The organism is Klebsiella oxytoca (assembly GCF_009707385.1).
Taxonomy (GTDB): Bacteria; Pseudomonadota; Gammaproteobacteria; order Enterobacterales; family Enterobacteriaceae; genus Klebsiella; species Klebsiella oxytoca_C.
On record NZ_CP046115.1, the window covers coordinates 3,757,105 to 3,774,542 of the forward strand.

Annotated in this window: 14 protein-coding genes and 2 pseudogenes; 3 read left to right on the forward strand and 13 right to left on the reverse strand. The window is 57.7% G+C overall.

The window, feature by feature from the left end; all coding sequences use genetic code 11:
• Window positions 1–5: 5 nt before the first annotated feature.
• From yfaU to GJ746_RS17435, 6 genes are all read right to left on the reverse strand, one after another.
• On the reverse strand, window positions 6–809 hold the full coding sequence (gene yfaU / locus GJ746_RS17410; protein ID WP_154681328.1) for a 2-keto-3-deoxy-L-rhamnonate aldolase: 804 nt from the start codon (window positions 807–809) through the stop codon (window positions 6–8).
• A 14-nt stretch (window positions 810–823) separates the two neighbouring features.
• Window positions 824–2,113: an MFS transporter gene (locus GJ746_RS17415; RefSeq protein ID WP_154681329.1), complete on the reverse strand. Its 1,290-nt coding sequence runs from the start codon at window positions 2,111–2,113 to the stop codon at window positions 824–826.
• A gap of 52 nt (window positions 2,114–2,165) precedes the next feature.
• Window positions 2,166–3,371, reverse strand: a complete 1,206-nt coding sequence (gene rhmD / locus GJ746_RS17420; RefSeq protein WP_004104015.1) for an L-rhamnonate dehydratase — start codon at window positions 3,369–3,371, stop codon at window positions 2,166–2,168.
• A gap of 13 nt (window positions 3,372–3,384) precedes the next feature.
• The gene (locus GJ746_RS17425) at window positions 3,385–4,167 is read right to left on the reverse strand and encodes an IclR family transcriptional regulator (RefSeq protein ID WP_154681330.1); all 783 of its coding nucleotides are present in this window, start codon (window positions 4,165–4,167) and stop codon (window positions 3,385–3,387) included.
• A 203-nt stretch (window positions 4,168–4,370) separates the two neighbouring features.
• Window positions 4,371–5,567 carry a nicotinamide mononucleotide deamidase-related protein YfaY gene (locus GJ746_RS17430; protein ID WP_154681331.1) on the reverse strand — a complete coding sequence of 399 codons (1,197 nt, stop codon included), beginning with the start codon at window positions 5,565–5,567 and terminating at the stop codon, window positions 4,371–4,373.
• Window positions 5,568–5,653: 86 nt separating this feature from the next.
• The gene (locus GJ746_RS17435; RefSeq protein ID WP_154681332.1) at window positions 5,654–6,196 is read right to left on the reverse strand and encodes a YfaZ family outer membrane protein; all 543 of its coding nucleotides are present in this window, start codon (window positions 6,194–6,196) and stop codon (window positions 5,654–5,656) included.
• A 268-nt stretch (window positions 6,197–6,464) separates the two neighbouring features.
• Between GJ746_RS17435 and GJ746_RS17440 the strand changes: the two genes are divergently transcribed.
• On the forward strand, window positions 6,465–7,913 hold the full coding sequence (locus GJ746_RS17440; RefSeq protein WP_154681333.1) for a catalase: 1,449 nt from the start codon (window positions 6,465–6,467) through the stop codon (window positions 7,911–7,913).
• Window positions 7,914–8,144: 231 nt separating this feature from the next.
• Here GJ746_RS17440 and GJ746_RS17445 read toward each other — a convergent pair.
• A pseudogene (locus tag GJ746_RS17445) lies at window positions 8,145–9,113 on the reverse strand (Rpn family recombination-promoting nuclease/putative transposase).
• Window positions 9,114–9,250: 137 nt separating this feature from the next.
• On the opposite strand from GJ746_RS17445, the gene nudI reads away from it, so the two are divergent.
• Complete coding sequence (nudI, locus tag GJ746_RS17450; RefSeq protein WP_154681334.1) at window positions 9,251–9,676, forward strand: nucleoside triphosphatase NudI; 426 nt, start codon at window positions 9,251–9,253, stop codon at window positions 9,674–9,676.
• Window positions 9,677–9,804: 128 nt separating this feature from the next.
• Window positions 9,805–10,428: pseudogene (locus GJ746_RS17455) on the forward strand (DUF2238 domain-containing protein).
• A gap of 1 nt (window position 10,429) precedes the next feature.
• Here the strand turns inward: GJ746_RS17455 and menE are convergent.
• The 6 genes from menE to menF form a co-directional block, all read right to left on the reverse strand.
• On the reverse strand, window positions 10,430–11,797 hold the full coding sequence (gene menE, locus GJ746_RS17460; protein WP_154681335.1) for an o-succinylbenzoate--CoA ligase: 1,368 nt from the start codon (window positions 11,795–11,797) through the stop codon (window positions 10,430–10,432).
• Entirely contained in the window at window positions 11,794–12,759 is a 966-nt protein-coding gene (gene menC, locus GJ746_RS17465; protein WP_154681336.1) for an o-succinylbenzoate synthase, read from the reverse strand. The genes menE and menC overlap by 4 nt, the downstream gene beginning before the upstream one ends.
• Entirely contained in the window at window positions 12,759–13,616 is an 858-nt protein-coding gene (gene menB / locus GJ746_RS17470; RefSeq protein ID WP_004123101.1) for a 1,4-dihydroxy-2-naphthoyl-CoA synthase, read from the reverse strand. The genes menC and menB overlap by 1 nt, the downstream gene beginning before the upstream one ends.
• A gap of 14 nt (window positions 13,617–13,630) precedes the next feature.
• Complete coding sequence (gene menH / locus GJ746_RS17475) at window positions 13,631–14,389, reverse strand: 2-succinyl-6-hydroxy-2,4-cyclohexadiene-1-carboxylate synthase (RefSeq protein WP_154681337.1); 759 nt, start codon at window positions 14,387–14,389, stop codon at window positions 13,631–13,633.
• On the reverse strand, window positions 14,386–16,056 hold the full coding sequence (gene menD / locus GJ746_RS17480) for a 2-succinyl-5-enolpyruvyl-6-hydroxy-3-cyclohexene-1-carboxylic-acid synthase (RefSeq protein ID WP_154681338.1): 1,671 nt from the start codon (window positions 16,054–16,056) through the stop codon (window positions 14,386–14,388). Before menD ends, menH begins: the two co-directional genes overlap by 4 nt.
• A gap of 77 nt (window positions 16,057–16,133) precedes the next feature.
• Window positions 16,134–17,429, reverse strand: a complete 1,296-nt coding sequence (menF, locus tag GJ746_RS17485; protein ID WP_154681339.1) for an isochorismate synthase MenF — start codon at window positions 17,427–17,429, stop codon at window positions 16,134–16,136.
• Between the last annotated feature and the right edge of the window lie 9 nt (window positions 17,430–17,438).

Sequence of the window (17,438 nt, forward strand, 5' to 3'; positions counted from 1 at the left end):
GGGGGCTAGTAGCTCCCCTTTCCCTGCGCCTGTTCGGCGACCGGCTTGAACATCGCCAGTCGTTTATCCAGCGCGCTGGTATAGAGGTTGGTATCGACGCCAACGGCGACAAAATTCGCCCCCCACGCCAGCGCTTTATGCGCCATTTCCGGGTCAACGGCAAGGAAACCGGCAGCTTTGCCCGCCGCGCGAATGCGGCGAATACTCTGTTCAATAACGCGCTGAACCTCCGGGTGACCGGCATTGTCCGGATAGCCCAGCGACGCGGATAAATCAGCCGGACCGATAAATACGCCGTCAATCCCCTCCACTTCGAGGATCGCGTCCAGATTATCAAGGGCCGTTTTGCTCTCCACCTGAATCAGCAGGCACAGCTCATCGTTGGCCCGCGCCATATAGTTCTCTACCCGTCCCCAGCGCGCGGCGCGGGCTACCCCGGCGCCGACGCCGCGGGTACCTGACGGCGGATAGCGGGTAGCCGAGACAATCTCCCGCGCCTGTTCGGCGGTATCGACCATCGGGATCAGCAGCGTTCTGGCGCCGATATCCAGCACCTGTTTAATCAGGCTGCGATTGCCCTCCACCGGGCGAATCACCGGCTGGCTGGCGTAGGGCGCGATGGCCTGCAGTTGATGATAAAGGTCCTGAATAGTATTGGGCGCATGTTCGCCGTCAATCAGCAGCCAGTCGTAGCCTGAAGTGGCGGCAATCTCAGCCATATAAGAAGAGGTTGAGCTCAGCCACAGGCCAATTTGCGCTTCCCCTTGCAATAATCCCGCTTTAAATGGGTTCGATAAAATTGCGTTCATAGTTCTCCCTTACATTAATGCTGTACGCTATCAGCCTGCGGCACCGTGCGGCTCACGCGCAGTGAAAAAATAATAACCACCCCAACAATCGCCACGCAGGCGAGGGTCAATAATCCGGCAGAATCGTTAGCGAAAATAGTTTCAGCCTGAACCCGGATAATGGGTGCCAGGAAACCGCCAATCGCGCCAAACAGGTTGACGAAGCCGATACCCGCCGCCAGCGCCGTGCCGGACAACAGCTGCGTCGGCATGGTCCAGAACACCGGCTGGACGGCAATCACCCCAACCGCCGCCACGCACAGTGCGATAATGGCCAGTACCGGCGATACCAGGCCGGAGACGGCAATGCCGATTGCCGCCGCCAGCAGGGTGAATGCCGCAATATTACGCCGCTCGCCGGTGCGGTCAGAGTAGCGTGGAATCAGCCAGGTACCGAACAGCGCCGCCACCCACGGAATAGCGGTGACAACCGATGCCACAAACCCTACTTTGGTGCCGAGCAGCGCGGCGACCTGGGTCGGCAGGAAGAAAATCAGGCCGTAAACTGCCACCTGAATAGTCAGATAGATAATGGCCAGCTGCCAGACGCGGCCGTTGCGCAGCGCATCGGACAGCCGCGAAGTGACTTTTTTCTGCTCTTCGCTGGCCAGTTCGTCGATCAACGCCTGTTTTTCAGCAGCGCTAAGGAAACGCGCGTTTTGCGGGGTATCGTCGAGCCAGAAGAAGGTGAAGAATCCCGCGCCGACGGCCAGCAGACCTTCAATGATAAACATCCAGAACCAGCCGGGATGCCCCATAAAACCGTGCATTTCCAGCAGCGCGCCGGATAACGGCGACCCCAGGGTCAGCGCCAGCGGCGCGCCCATATAAAACAGCCCCATAATGCTGGCGCGGTTCTGCTGCGGGAACCACTGGGAGGTCAGGTAGATCATCCCGGGGAAAAAGCCCGCTTCGGCAGCGCCGAGCAGAGTGCGCACCAGCAGAAACTTCGCTTCGGTATCCGCCCACGCCATCGCCGCGGACAGCAAGCCCCACAGCAGCGTAGTACAGCCGATCCATTTTCTTGCGCCGAATTTGCGCATCAGCAGGTTGGCGGGCACCCCGAGAAAGGCGTACACCACAAAGAAAATCCCTGCCCCCAGCGCATAAGCTTCATTGCTGAGGCCGGTGTCCAGCTGATAGGTCTCTTTGGCGAAGCCGATATTCGAGCGGTCAAGAAACGCCAGCACATATAGCGCCAGCATAAAGGGGATCAAACGGGCGCGGTTTTTCTTCACCACGCTCTCAAGCAAGGTGTTGCTCATCGTAATATCCTCAAAATTGGGCCGCACATCAGCGCTGTGCGGCACGACGGGATCAGTGGCTATAAGGGCGTTTCAGATTGCAGTCCCGGTTCAGCTCGACGCCGAAGCCCGGTTTATCCAGCACGGTTTTATGGATGCGTCCGTTTACAGGTACCGGCTCGTCAACCAGAATCGGATCAAACTGCGGGCGCATCGTTGAGCAGTCCGGGCTGGTCATCAGGAACTCGCTGAACGGCGTGTTGGTAAAAGTAATAACCGCATGGTGCGAATAGACCGATGAACCGTGCGGAACCACCAGCTGACCGCGCGATTTAGCAATCGCCGCAATCTCTACCAGCGTGGTCAGGCCGCCGCACCAGCCTACGTCAGGCTGCATAATATCGATACCGGTTTCCGACAGCGTACGGAAGGATTGCAGCGTGCCGTGGTGCTCGCCGCTGGTGACCATCATCCCGGCAGGCGCATTGCGCTTAAGTTCACGATAGCCTTCGTACTGCTGCGGCGGCAGGCACTCTTCGATCCATTTAAGGTTATAAGGGGCGCAGGCGTGGGCCAGTTTAGTGGCGTAGTTAACGTCCTGGCTCATCCAGCAGTCCAGCATCAGCCAGAAATCCGGGCCGCATTTTTCGCGCATATCGGCCACCATCGCGGCATCTTTGCGGATCCCCGCGTCGCCGTCGTGCGGCCCCCAGTGGGTCGGCATCTTGCCGCCAATAAAGCCCATCTCTTTCGCCAGGTCCGGACGCGCCCCGGTAGCATAAAACTGAATTTCATCGCGCACCGCGCCGCCCAGCAGTTTGTAAACCGGCAGTCCAACCACTTTGCCGAACAGATCCCATAGCGCCAGGTCGATACAGGAAATGGTATTCATCACCAGGCCGCCGGAGCCGGAGTAGTACATGGTGGCGTTGAGCATCTGGTCGTGGATCAGTTTGATATCGCTGACGCACTTCCCTTCGATAAAGCGGTTGAGATGCTTTTCCACAATAAAGCAGCCCATCTCGCCCGCGGTGGATACCGCAAAGCCGGTCTGGCCGTTTTCAGCTTCCACTTCCACAATCAGCGTGCCGAGAACGTTGATGCCAAACGACTGGCGGGACTGTTCATACTGTTTATATTTGCTCATTGGCGTAGCGATATGATCGTCAATCCAGTGGTTGGCGCCCTGGTCATGATAATCACCGCCGCCAGCGCCTTTCTCTGCGGTAGCACCGCCAATAAACCAGGCGCGGACGTGTTTAATTTTCGGTAGGGTCATGATCTTCTCCTTGTTATGAGGCTTGTTGTTCGAAGGGGCTCTTCCACCCCAACAGACGGGAAATATCTTTGGCGCAGGCAATCGCCCTGCTGGCGAGGTAATCGCGATTGTCTTCATTGATTTGCAGACGGGTACCCACCACTGAAATGGCGGCGGTCAGTTCGTTGTTGGCGTTAAAAACCGGCGCAGCTACGCAGCGAACGTCGGGATAATCTTCACCGTTATCGAAGCTCCAGCCGCGGGCGCGAATACGCCCCAGCTCATCGCGAAGCTGCTGGGCACTGCTGATAGTGGTTGGCGTCGCCTGCTCCCACTGCAGCTCGCTGATAATCGCCTCCTGTACTCGCTCAGGCTGCCAGGCCAGCAGGCATTTACCGATACCGGAGCGATACAGCGACAGGCTTTTTCCTTCGTGTGAGCGCACGCTGATGGTCGCCGGGGATTCAATCTTCAGAATGTAGTAGGCGTTGCCGCTGTCGATAATGCCCAGGTGGCAGAGCAGCCCACACTGATCCATCAGCTGCGTCAGGCGCGGACGCGCCAGTTCGCGCAGGTCCATTTTGCTCAGCGCCTGCCCGGCCAGCTCAACCAGTTTGGTCCACAGGCAGTAGTTATCCTGATTATCCATGCTGAGGAAACGCTGTTTTTTCAGCTCTCCCAGCAGCAAATAGGCGGTGCTTTTAGGAATACCCAGTTCTTCAATGATGGTCGCCGCGCTGCAGGGGCCGATACGGGCGATCAAATTGAGAATATCTATAGCGCGGGTCAGCGCCGGGACTTTGCTTGATTCCAACATACTGGACTCCAATCCTGAATACTGGAATCAGTGTTGCGGTTGTCGGGCCAGCAAATTGTGAGCGACTTCAAATGACGGCGCTATTCCAGCAAGGTGGACGTACAGAGGGATAAAAATGGGAGGTAACGCACAGAATATTTAAAAGCAAGTACAGCGGGCTGGACTCAAAGCGCGTCGGGAGAGCTCCCGACGCAGAGGATGGGTTAAACTGAAAGAGATTCGACGACGTCAATCCAGCCGTGCTCACCGGCCACCGGTTGACCATTCAACCAGCGGCGCAGCATGTTCAGGGCCATCATCGCGCAGACCTCCTGACGCACCTGCAGGCTGTGGCGGTTGGTGGCGAATTTCACCCTCAGCGCATGGGTACCGTCCGGTGCGGAAAGCGCAAAATTCAGATGTTCGTTCTCGTGGCCGCTAACCGCCAGCGCCAGTCCGGCAAAGTGTTTTTCACGCCTTTCCGCCGCCCAGCGCGCGGACTGTGCCAGGGTCTCTTCCTGTGCGGGAATAACCTCGCTGGCCAACAGCGGCGCATTAACGCGGGAAAGCTGCAGCGCCAGCAGGCCGCCGGTAAACTGTTCGCTCAGCGTCAGACTTAGCTGACGCTCCTGCAGGCGACGGGCGATCTGCGCAGGCAGGCCTTCGGTGCCTTCGAAGATGATGCTCTCTCCGGCCACTTTCTGCACTTCAGGCCACAGCGCCAGCATCGCCTCGCGCTGCTCTGCGGGCCCGGTCAGCTTCAGTTCGATAATCGGCATTGAAGAGCGATAGCCCATCACCACGCCCGGCGGCAGCTGTAGATGGTCAAGGCTCTGCGCCAGTTCGCTTTCGGAACGTCCGAAGGTGGTCAGACGCAGGCACAGCGGCGCAGCAGGCAGCGGAAAACGTTCACGCAGCCGCGGTAATATCTCCTGTTCGACCATCACCTTAAATTCGGAAGGCACCCCGGGAGTGAAAAACATCAGGCAGCGGTTTAGCTGCACGGCAAAGCCGCAGGCGGTTCCGACCGGGTTGTTGATCATCTCGGCGCTTTGCGGAATTTCCGCCTGTTTACGGTTGCTGGCGGCCATCGGCCTTCCGCGCTCGGCAAAGAAACGGGTCATCGTTTCCAGCCACTCTTCATGCAGAACCAATCCTTCGCCTTTAGCGGTCGCTGCGGCCAGCGCGCTGAGATCGTCGCTGGTCGGCCCCAGACCACCGTTGACGATCAGCACGTCGGCATGCTCGCTACGCTCGCGTAAAATCGCCACCAGGGAGTCAAGATCGTCACCAACGGTGTTGCGACGTGTTAAGGGTAATCCTTGATTAAAAAAGAAATCCGCCAGCCACGCGGCGTTGGTGTCGATGATTTGCCCATGCAGCACTTCATCGCCGGTGGACAGCATTTCCACGTTTAACATTGTGAGCTCCAGCCTGATAAGTCGGGATACTATATCGCAAAGTGGCCGGCGAAAAACAGGCGCGGCGGAACCCCGCGCCGAAGAGATTAGAAGCTGGCGTTGACGCCGATATACGGACCGTCAGCGACAGCGTTGTCGCGGTTGCCGTCTTTGCCCGCCAAGTTGAGGTAGCGGTAACCGGCTTCGATGCTCAGAGGACGCATAATGGTAAAACGCGCGCCGGCATTCGCTTCCTGATAGCTGTCGATTCCGCTGGAGAGTGAGTCGGGAGAGTAATAATATTCGCCGAACAGGCGGAAGCTGTCGCCGATTTGCCACTGCAGGCCGCCGCCAACCGCCGCCGCATATCCCTCATCGCCGTTGTTCGGGTTGGTATAAACGCCTTTACCGCCGACAGTTGCCAGGAATGGCCCCAACGGGATATTCATGCCCAGTCCTAAACCCGCCGCATCGCCGTCATCATCGTTATGCAGCCAGTTACCGGTTACCGCAAGGCCGGTAGATTCCGTGCCAAATCCGACGCCAAGGTTAGTGTAGTGCTCACCTGCCTGACCGCTGACGCTGATCGCATTTGCCGCCGTCGAGACGAACATCATGCCAGCGAAGGCCGTAAGTATGCATTTTTTCATTTTTATCTATCCAGAAAAAGGAACAAGGAAATCCCGAAAAACCGCGAGATTGTACTGCCGAACGCCGAGGAATCAATGCGCTGACGCGACCTTTAGCATTGCGATTGTAACCAGTTACTACCGGACTTTTATTTATGACTTCAGATATCAATTCGATAGTCAGGGCCAGATTGTCCGTACTGGCTAATTAGCCTACAAATATCGCTGGGCTTATTTCTCCCCTTCAGGGAAATGAATAAGTTACATAAAACTTTGTCAGGAGATAAAGATGAGCAAGAAAGGATTAACTACCGGCTCCGGCGTACCGGTTGTCGATAATAATAATGTCGTCACCGCCGGACCACGCGGCCCTATGCTGCTGCAGGATGTCTGGTTTCTGGAAAAACTGGCCCACTTCGACCGGGAAGTTATCCCGGAGCGCCGAATGCACGCTAAAGGCTCCGGGGCATACGGCAAACTAACCGTCACTCACGATATTACCCGCTATACCCGAGCAAAGCTTTTTTCCGAAGTCGGTAAAACCACCGACCTGTTCCTGCGCTTCTCAACCGTCGCCGGAGAACGCGGCGCCGCTGACGCCGAGCGCGATATTCGCGGCTTTTCAATCAAATTTTATACCGAAGAGGGTAACTGGGATCTGGTTGGCAACAATACGCCGATTTTCTACCTTCGCGACCCGCTGAAGTTCCCCGATCTTAATCATGTAGTGAAGCGCGACCCAAGAACTAACCTGCGCAACCCCACCTGGAAATGGGATTTTTTCTCCCTGCTTCCCGAAACGCTGCATCAGTTAACCATCGACTTTAGCGACCGCGGCATACCGCGCTCGTATCGCTATATGCACGGTTTCGGCAGCCACGCGTTCAGCTTTATCAACGCTGAAAATGAACGTTTTTGGGTGAAATTCCACTTCAAATCCCAGCAGGGGATCGCCAACCTGATGGATGATGAAGCAAAACGCCTGGTGGCCGAGGACCGCGAAAGTTCGCAGCGCGATCTTTATGAGTCGATTGAAAAAGGCGATTTCCCGCGCTGGACTTTCTACGTGCAGATCATGCCGGAAGCGGACGCCAGCCGGGTGCCGTATAACCCGTTCGACCTGACCAAAATCTGGCCGCACGCCGATTATCCGTTAATTGAAGTCGGAGTACTGGAGCTAAACCGCAACCCGGATAACTACTTCGCAGAAGTTGAACAGGTTGCGATGAATCCGGCAAACGTGGTACCCGGCGTAAGCTTCTCCCCGGACCGCATGCTGCAGGGCCGGCTGTTCTCCTATGGCGATACTCAGCGCTATCGTCTCGGCGTTAATCATCATCAGATTCCGGTAAACGCTCCTCGCTGCCCGTTCCATAACTATCACCGCGACGGCGCGATGCGCGTAGACGGCAATAGCGGCAACGGCGCCACCTATGAGCCAAACAGCTTTGGCGTATTTCAGGAACAGCCGGACTTTAGCGAGCCACTTATAAGCCTTGAAGGCGCAGCGGCCCACTGGAATCATCGGGAAGATAGCGACTATTTTAGCCAGCCGCGCAAGCTGTTTGAGCTATTAAGCAAAGAGGAGCATCAGCGTATGTTCCAGCGTATCGCCGATGATATGCGGGATGTCCCGGAGTTTATTCAGCAACGGCAAATTGGCCTGTTCAGCCAGGTCCACCCCGACTACGGCGCGGGCGTGGCAGCGGCCTTGAAAGCCTTACAACCAGCGGAATAAATGCTTACGGCAGCCGTTATCCGGCTGCCATTTTACGCTTATAGCCAAAATAATTCGAGTTGCAGGGCAAAACGGTTAACCGTTTTGAACAGCGCTTGCGCTGGCCCTGAAAGGGTGAGTCCCTTAGGGGCGAATCACGCGGCGACCCATAAGGGTGAGGCTCATAGATTAACCGAGTAACAAAGCCAACGCACAAGCGACTTGAAGTATGAAGGGTAGATATGCCGGAGTTTAGTGCGGGAGCTTAGCAAGCTGCCGCAGTGACAAACCGGTCAGCTTTGCGACCTGTGAAGGCGCGATCCCATCCTTCAGCATCGCCTGAGCAATGCGTTCGGTCGCCTCCTGCAGGCCTTCATTCAGACCTTCTTGTCGGCCTTTTTGCAAACCTTTTTCCATCCCCACCTTCATTCCCTGAAGGACCCCCTCTTTACGACCACGCTCTTCCAGAAAATGAGCAATATTCATCAGCGTCTCCTTATGCGACTTGAGTGGCGTCTTTCGCGCTAACTTACGTAAAAAGGCCACGGGATCGGCGGCGTTACCCGCCTAAAGCATATAATTGAGCAACGTTTTAAACTGCCGACGCGTAGTGTATCCCAGAGATAATATTCTGACCAGTTGCTCAGCGATTTCCATCATATCCCGCTGACGGATATGTTTTTGCAGCAGTTCCAGCATCGCGACCCGCCGGTGCTGTATTAGCTGGTCATCAGGGATCTCTATGACGTCTATCAGTGGAAAATTCTGGCTATACAGCCGCTCAGCCACTTCCGGCTGTGGGAAATCGTCCAGCCAGCGCGTCGAATACGGATAAGGGCTGGTTCTGCCGTGATAAAAAAGCAGAGGAATAACCAGCGGTAGCTGACGATGCCCCTTATCAAGATGGCGCTGCATCGCCGCGATAGCATAGCGCATCAGACGATACGCCATATGGCTGTCGGGTGAGCTTTGATGTTCAATCAAAATGTAGATATACCCCTCACCGCCCTGGGTTTTCAGCGAATAAAGAATATCCGAGTGGCTGGAGCGTAAGTCCTCTTCAATAAAACTGCCGGACTCCAGCTGCAGCGTTCGCAGATCGCAGAGCTCCCGCAGATGCGCCGGCAAATGAATAAGTAAAAAATCGCGCGCCGTTGCGCGTTGGGACAAAAGATGTTTAAAGACCGCATCATGCGGTGAGTGGCTTGCTATCTGTTCCATGATGGCCCCTGACCAATTAACCTGCGCTCACCCTACCACCACTTGCGTCAGGCGCGCGTTTTCGCTTGCGGTTTGCCGAGGCGGCTCGCAAACTGAGCCATCACAATCTTTATCTTCATCATTAGTAAGGAGAACCTATGCGTCAAAGGACTATCGTTTGCCCGCTTATTCAACATGAAGGCCACTATCTGCTGTGCAAAATGGCTGACGATCGCGGCGTATTTCCCGGCCAGTGGGCGCTCTCCGGCGGCGGCGTTGAGCCCGGCGAACGCATTGAAGAAGCGCTGAGACGAGAAATTCGTGAAGAGCTGGGAGACGCGCTTCAGCTGGTGAGCATTACGCCGTGGACCTTTAGCGATGACGTACGGGTTAAAACCTACGCCGACGGTCGCCAGGAAGAAATCTACATGATTTATCTCATCTTTGACTGCATCAGCGCCAATCGTGAAGTGACGATCAACGAAGAGTTTCAGGAGTATGCCTGGGTGAAAGCCGAAGAGCTCCCTCACTATGATTTGAACATCGCCACCCGTAAGACGCTGGCTCTGAAGGGACTACTCTGAGCAAACTTTCGCCATAACAGGCGAGTATTCTGCTCGCCCGCCGTTCACCTTTTTGCATCAGGGAGCTGATATTGAGTTTTCCCCGCCTCTGCCTGATAGTTATCGTTTTAACTTTTTGGTGATCTATTATGACCCTCCAGGCATCCCGCTCGGGGATAAAATTCGCAGCGTTGGCGCTGGTGCTTATTCTGGTTTATACCGGCATCAGCGCAGGCGACAAACTCACCTGGCTAATGGAAGTGACGCCGGTGATTATTATCGTTCCGCTATTGCTGGCCACGCACTCGCGCTATCCGCTGACGCCGCTGCTTTATGTGCTGATTTTTTGGCATGCCATCATTTTGATGGTCGGGGGTATGTACACCTACGCCAAAGTGCCCATCGGCTTTGAGATTCAGTCCTAGCTTGATTTGAGCCGCAACCCCTACGACAAGCTGGGACACTTTTTCCAGGGGCTGGTGCCGGCGCTGGCGGCGCGGGAAATCTTGCTGCGCGGCGGCTACGTGCATGGACGTAAAATGCTCGCCTTCGTCGTCTGCTGTATTGCGCTGGCGATCAGCGCCGTCTATGAACTAATCGAATGGTGGGCAGCGCTGGCGCTGGGACAAGGCGCCGATGAGTTTCTCGGCACCCAGGGCGATCCCTGGGATACCCAGTCGGATATGTTTTGCGCTCTTCTCGGCGCGCTGACCACCGTCTTTGCGCTTGGGCGCTGGCATACAAAGCAGCTACTGAACGTCCAGCGCTGGTAACTTACGCTGTCGCTTGCTGATTTACCCAGTCGCGCAGCGCCCGGCGGGAAATTTTTATTCCGCCGGTTTTCAGCGTTTCGGGCAGCGCCAGCCAGCGAACCGGCTGCTGAAATCGCGCCAGCTTATCGGCGCACCACCCGGCGAAGACGGACGGGTCGAAATGCTCGCTGCACTCAACTACCGCTACCGGGCGCTGGCCAAACTCCTTATCCTCTTGCGGCACGATAAAGACCTGCTGAATCTGCGGATGAGTGCTGATTACCCGCTCGACCTCCTCTGGCTGAATGCCTTCGCCACCGCTGAAAAAGAGATTATCCATTCTTCCGAGAATGGTCAGCCTGCCGTTATCAAGCTGGCCCCGGTCACGAGTGGCGAACCAGCCGTCTTCGTTGATTAACGGCATCACTTGCCCATCTCGCCAGTAGCCTTCAGCCATGCTGTCAGCCCGCAGCCAGACTTCACCATCGACAATCCGCAGCGTACGCCCCGGCAGAGGCTGCCCGACGTCGGCCAGACCGTCCGCCTCTTTGCCGCAGACCGTGGAGGCAAACTCGGTCAATCCGTACCCGCACCAGCAGCGAATACCACGCTGGCGGGCCTGCTCGGTGAGCGCCACCGGGATCGCTGCGCCGCCGAGCAAAACCGCTTTTAACGATACGTCGGCACCACTGTTAAGCAGGCGCCAGAGTTGGGTGGGTACCAGAGATGCGTGGGTACAGCCGCGTAGCGCCTGCTCCAGAGGCTGCTTATCTCGCACCGTCAGTCCCGCCCCCGCAAACAACCAGCGCCAGAGAATGCCCTGACCGGAAACGTGAAACAGCGGTAGCGATAGCAGCCAGTCGTCTGACCGGGCAAACGGTATCATCGCCAGCACGCCTTCTGCGCTGGCAAGATGGGCGCGAAAAGCGTGCACTGCCGCTTTCGGTAGTCCCGTCGATCCCGAGGTTAACGTCATGGAAGCGAGACGATCTTCCCGCCAGTCCACCGCGTACTCACCGCTGGCCGGGCACAAAGCTAATGGATTCAGCGCAACAGGAAGATCCCCGTCGTTGAGCACCAGCGCGTGGTGCAGGCTCAGGGACGGCAGTAGTTCAGCTAACAACAGAGCGGGAAGCTGCGGATTGATTGGCAGAACGCGAGCGCCGCACTGCAACAGCGCCAGCCAGGCCAGTAACGCATCGGGCTGATTGTAGGCGCGAAGCAGCACGCCATCGCCCTCTCCGACCCCCTGCGCGTAAAACCCTTTCGCTAGCGCATCAACTTGCGTGCACAGTTGTCGCCAGCTAAGCGGCCGCTCGTTGAGCCGCAGCGCCTGCATCTCTCCTTGCTGCCGCCGCCAGTGCCGCCATGGCCAGTCGCTAAAGGTCACAGCAGCGGCTCCAGCTCATCAACGGTAAGACACGGCAGGTCGCTTTCCGGCCAGCGCCGTACCAGCTGAGCGCGCATCAGGCTCAGGGTATCGAGACCAGGGATGGTATTCGGCGTCAGCCAGGCGGCTATCCGCGCCAGCTGCGTCAGACCCAGGCTCGACTCAATGGCTGAACTGATCACCGCCGTCAGCCCCAACGCGTGAGCTTCGGCCACCTGCTGCCGTACTTTCTGCAGACTGCCGGTCAAGGTTGGTTTAATCACCACCGCCCGCACTCCCGGTTCGGCGGCAAAGGTAAAGTCAGCCTCACGCAGGCTCTCATCCCAGGCGATAGCGATCCCCGTTTGTTGGGCAAAAAACCGCGAATCATCACGATTTTTGCAGGGCTCTTCGAGAAAAGCGATGCGGCTGCGATAGTGCGGATTAACGTATTTAGCGAACTGCTGCGCTTTTAGCGGCGTCCAGGCGCGGTTAGCGTCGAGGCGTAGCGTCAGATCGGGAATCGCCTCAAGCAGCAGATTCACCACCATACCATCGCGCACCGCCTCATACAGGCCGACTTTAACTTTCGCTACTTTTTCTCCGGGCATCAGCGACAGTTTTGCAAACAGCTCATCCGGGTCGCCGGAGCACAGCGGCGCCGCGCGATAATCCGCCGCCTGCGGTAGTTCGCCGCGCAGTTCCGCCAGTGCGCAGCTCGCGCCGAAGGCCGCTGAGGGCGGCGTCGGCAGCGCGGCGTCTTCGCCATCGCGCCAGCCGCTCGCCCACGCCAGCAGCGCCGACTGTGCTTCATCCAGCGTTTCCAGGCTAAATCCCGGCAGGGGAGATATTTCCCCCCAGCCTTCGCTCTCGCCGTCACGAAGGCGCAGAAGCAAACCATCGCGGGTTTTTAACCGCCGTTCACGCAGCACCACTCCCGCGTCCATCGGTAGCTGCCAGCGGTAGACCTGCGCCTGCCGCATTACGGATTCCGTTTAAATTTGCTGAAGTCCGGCTGGCGCTTCTGGTTGAAGGCGTTGCGGCCTTCCTGCCCTTCTTCCGTCATGTAGAACAGCATGGTGGCGTTACCCGCCAGCTCCTGCAGACCGGCCTGACCGTCGCAGTCGGCGTTCAGCGCCGCCTTCAGGCAGCGCAGCGCCATCGGACTGTTTTGCAGCATTTCGCGGCACCAGCGTACGGTCTCTTTTTCCAGATCCGCCAGCGGCACAACGGTATTAACCAGTCCCATATCCAGCGCCTGCTGCGCATCGTACTGACGGCACAGGAACCAGATTTCGCGGGCTTTTTTCTGCCCGACGATGCGCGCCATATAGGATGCGCCCCAGCCGCCGTCGAAGGAGCCGACTTTCGGACCGGTCTGGCCGAAAATTGCGTTTTCCGCCGCGATGGTCAGATCGCACATCATATGCAGGACGTGACCGCCGCCGATGGAATAGCCCGCAACCATCGCCACCACCGGTTTCGGGCAGGTGCGGATCTGGCGCTGGAAATCAAGAACGTTGAGATGGTGGACGCCGGAATCATCCTGATAGCCGCCGTAGTCGCCGCGGACTTTCTGATCGCCGCCGGCGCAAAACGCTTTGTCGCCTTCACCGGTCAGAACGATGACGCCGATATTGTCGTCATATCGGGCATCCGCCAGCGCCTGAATCATCTCTTTGACGGTCAGCGGGCGGAACGCGTTGCGTACCTGCGGGCGGTTAATGGTGATTTTAGCAATCCCATCCGCCGATTTTTGGTAACGAATATCGGTATAGCCTTCAGAGCAGTCCTGCCATTCAATCGGGGCGTAAAGCATTGCTTCATCAAGAGAGATCATAAAAAGTCCTTCAGTTAACTCGCTAAAAACTGCGCCAGACAAGACACGACAGCGGCGGGGTTTTCCCGATGCGCGTTGTGCCCGGCATGATTAATCAGGTGAGTGGTGGCGGATAACTCATCCGCAATAGCGCGAAACTTACCATCGCTTTCGCCGCAAAGGTAATGAAAAGGGAAATAGCGAGCCCGTAACGACTCACGGAGATCGGGTTGTGCGGCCAGCGAGGTGGCCTCCAGCATCGCCGCTAGCGCTGCGCCGTTATTGCGGCTGCGCAGCGCCACCAGCGCCGCGCGCTGCGCTTCATCAAGGGAAGCAAATACCGGCTGCTGATACCAGTCGGCAAAGACCTGCGTCAGCGGCTCGCGGCGAAAGCGTTCAGCCCAGGCCGCGTCGCTGCGCTGGCGCAGCAAACGTTGGTTTTGGTCGGTTAAACCAGGATGCCCGCCCTCTACCACCAGCCCGCAGAGCCCTTCATGCAGCTGGCAGGCATAGAACATCGCCATCCGTCCGCCAAGGGAGTACCCCACCAGCCAGTACTTTAGTATGTTGTAACTATTGAGCGTATTCTTAAGAAGATGGCTGACATCAGCGAAGCTGTTGACGGCAATATGCGCTGAGCCGCCGTGGCCCGGCAGATCGATATACAAACGGGAATATGCCCCGAATGCCTGCCCCACCGTTCGCCATTCCTGGCTGTCGCCGGAAAATCCGTGCAAAAAAACCAGCCAGGGATACCCCGGCTGGCCGCGTTCAGCCAGCGCGTGCAGGATCATAGCTGACTCACCTGCGCCAGCAGCTGCTGCAAAGTTTGCGTCCCATCGGTTTCATTCACCACCAGCTCAATCAGCGTCGCGCCGGGCCCTCGCCAGGCCGCGTCCAGCGCCAGTTCCAGCTCATTCCACGCCGTTGGGCGATGATAAGTGAGATTGAACATCGCCGCCGCATGTTCAAAATGGATATTTTGCGGCATCAGATAGAACTGGCTTCGCTGCTCCTGCGGCGTTGGTAGCAGAGAGAAAATCTGCCCGCCGTTATTGTTGACGATAATAAGCACCAGCGGCGCAGAGGCCTGACGCAGCAGCGCCAGCGAGTTGAGGTCGTAAAGCGCAGACAGATCGCCGACGATTGCCAGCGTCGGACGCGCGCTGGCGCGCTGCACTCCCGCCGCTGTCGCCAGCAGACCGTCAATCCCGCTGGCCCCGCGATTGCTATAGACCGGGTACCCTGCGGGTAGCTGCGACAGCGCGTCAATCAGGCGCACCGCCAGGCTGTTACCGACAAAAAGCTGCCCCTGATCCGGCAGGTAGCGGCACAGACGCTGCGCCAGCTGGGCTTCGCCGAAACCCTCGCTGCTGGCGACCGCCGCCTGCCATGCCCGGCGCGCGAGTACGGGAATGACGCCAGCCCACGGCTGCCGTTTTTCCGCCGGATGCAGATCAAGCCAGCGGTCGATGGCGCAGACCAGTCGGCGACCGCGATGCTGGGCCGGATCCAGACGCCCCGTCAGGTTGTCGATCAGCCAGTACTCTTCAGGTTCGCAGGTCGCCTGCCACTGCAAAACGCGTTTACTGGTCAGACTGCTGCCCAGTTGAACAATGATTTGGGCCTGTTCAAGTTCGCTAACCGCTTTGCCGTTACCGAGCCACAGGTCGGCGCAGGGAAGCGGTTGTCCGGTTTGCGAGAGAACATCGCCAATCAGCGGCCAGCCGAGCGTTTTCGCCCACTCGGCAACTTTTAAGCCTTCTTCCGCGCTCATCCGGCCGGCGACTACCACACCGCGTTTTTGCCGCCAGAAAAACCAGTCGCGCTGTTTTTCGCTCTCAAGATGCAGAGACTGGCGCAGCCAGGGCTTATCGCTTTGCCACCACTCTCCCAGCTGCTGCTGCCACTCAACGCCGGTGTCATCCATATCGCCATACAGCGGTTCGGCAAAGGGACAGTTGATATGCACGCCGCCTGAGTGGAGCGCGCCGAGCGCCTGGTCAAGGGTCGATACCAGCCAGCGGGCAGAAATATCCTGCGACGGGCGCGGCAGGGAGATCGCCTGTGACGGATGCGAGGCAAACATGCCAGCCTGGCGGATAGCCTGATTCGCGCCGCAATCGATCAGCTCCGGCGGCCGGTCGGCGGTCAGTAAAATGAGTTTTTCACCGGTCAGCCCGGCTTCAATTAGCGCCGGATAAAGGTTGGCCGTTGCGGTACCGGAGGTAACTATCACCGCCACCGGCTGACCGCTGGCTTTCGCCAGCCCCAGCGCCAGATGGCCGAGGCCGCGTTCGTCAAAATGGGTATGATGGATAAACGCGCGATTTTCCGCTGCCGCCAGGGTCAAGGGTGTCGAGCGCGAGCCGGGCGCAATGCAGATGTGCCGCACGCCGTGGCGCGTTAAAGCTTCAAGGATTACCGCCGCCCAGCGTCGGTTAAATGCACTTACTGACATGAATTTGTCCGGTATCAAATATTGACGCTAAGTATAGATAAAGCAAACTGTTGCCGTTTTGATATGCATCGTTTTATCTATGTTTCTGCCAGCAGTAACGACCGCAATCCTGCCGCTTTATTTTCTATTTCCTGCCACTCTTGTTCAGGGTCAGAACCGCTGACAATCCCCGCGCCGGCGTACAATCGGAGCGTATCGTATTCCACTTTCGCCGAGCGCAGCGAAACGCAAAATTCGCTCTGCGTCAGCGACAGATAGCCCGCGGATCCGGCATACCAGTCGCGGGTAAAAGGCTCGTTGCGGATGATGAAATCCAGCGCCGCTTGTCGCGGCAGGCCGGCGACCGCGGCGGTGGGCTGGAGCCGATGCAAACAGCGTACATCATCAGGTTTATTCAGCTCGGCCCATATACAGCGCCGCAGATGCTGTACCTTACGCAGGCGAACAATCTGCGGCGGAAGTACCTCCAGCGCGTGAGTCTCCTGCTGCATACGCTGACAAATATCTTCCACCACCAGCATATTTTCGCGCTGGTTCTTATCGTCGGCCATCAGCCATTCCCCCAGACGCTGCGCCTGACGTTCATCCCTATGGCTGGCAACGGTCCCCGCCAGCGCTTCGGTACGCAGCAGCGCACCGCGGCGGCGCCACAGCCTTTCCGGCGTTGAGCCAAAGAAGACCTCTCGGGGATTAAAAGCCATCAGGAAGTGGAAGCAGCTGAGATTGCTGCGGCGGCTGGCAGCCATGATCGCTCCGGCGTTCAGCGGCGCGGCAAAATGTAAATCGGTGGCGCGGGCCAGCACTACTTTGTCCATTTCTCCCGCCGCTATCGCCTGCGTGGCCTGCATAATCAGCTCCCGCCACTGTGGATAAGGCGGGAAGTGCTGCTCGCTAAGCAGAGAGGGCATCGTCGTCGGCTGCGCCTGTTTCGTTACCAGCGAATGGAGAAATTCACGCGCTGCGCAGGCGTCATCATATAGTGAAGTATCGCTCTGTAATATCAGACGTAGCGTGGCGTTGCCGCCCAGCCGACGCCATTCAAGCCTCGGCAATATCAGCATACCCTGTCGGGGATCAAAGGCATTAAGGCCGCAAATTCGCAGGTCGTCGCGCCCTTGTTGCAGTAAAAAAGCGTGCGCCTGCGCCATTGAAGAAAAGGTTCTTACCGCGCCCAGCGCGGCAAGTTCTTCATCACCGCTACGCTGCTGCCAGTAGAACTGCGGCCACTGTCGCTGATGACAACACCATAACAGAGGGTCAAAAGCGTCATTCAGCGCAAAGGGGATATCGAATATTCGCGTGCCGGGCGATGGCGGGAAATCTTCAGCCAGGCAGCCGTACAGGCATTCCAGCGCGGTGGAAACAGACAGCACGCAAACCTC

Coding starts and splice junctions, on each gene's coding strand:
- GJ746_RS17440 (WP_154681333.1), top strand. CDS start 6,465: ATGAGCAAGAAAGGATTAACTACCGGCTCCGGCGTACCGGTTGTCGAT.
- GJ746_RS17435 (WP_154681332.1), bottom strand. CDS start 6,196: ATGAAAAAATGCATACTTACGGCCTTCGCTGGCATGATGTTCGTCTCG.
- menC (WP_154681336.1), bottom strand. CDS start 12,759: ATGCGGCAGGCGCAGGTCTACCGCTGGCAGCTACCGATGGACGCGGGA.
- yfaU (WP_154681328.1), bottom strand. CDS start 809: ATGAACGCAATTTTATCGAACCCATTTAAAGCGGGATTATTGCAAGGG.
- GJ746_RS17430 (WP_154681331.1), bottom strand. CDS start 5,567: ATGTTAAACGTGGAAATGCTGTCCACCGGCGATGAAGTGCTGCATGGG.
- rhmD (WP_004104015.1), bottom strand. CDS start 3,371: ATGACCCTACCGAAAATTAAACACGTCCGCGCCTGGTTTATTGGCGGT.
- GJ746_RS17425 (WP_154681330.1), bottom strand. CDS start 4,167: ATGTTGGAATCAAGCAAAGTCCCGGCGCTGACCCGCGCTATAGATATT.
- menB (WP_004123101.1), bottom strand. CDS start 13,616: ATGATCTCTCTTGATGAAGCAATGCTTTACGCCCCGATTGAATGGCAG.
- GJ746_RS17415 (WP_154681329.1), bottom strand. CDS start 2,113: ATGAGCAACACCTTGCTTGAGAGCGTGGTGAAGAAAAACCGCGCCCGT.
- menD (WP_154681338.1), bottom strand. CDS start 16,056: ATGTCAGTAAGTGCATTTAACCGACGCTGGGCGGCGGTAATCCTTGAA.
- nudI (WP_154681334.1), top strand. CDS start 9,251: ATGCGTCAAAGGACTATCGTTTGCCCGCTTATTCAACATGAAGGCCAC.
- menH (WP_154681337.1), bottom strand. CDS start 14,389: ATGATCCTGCACGCGCTGGCTGAACGCGGCCAGCCGGGGTATCCCTGG.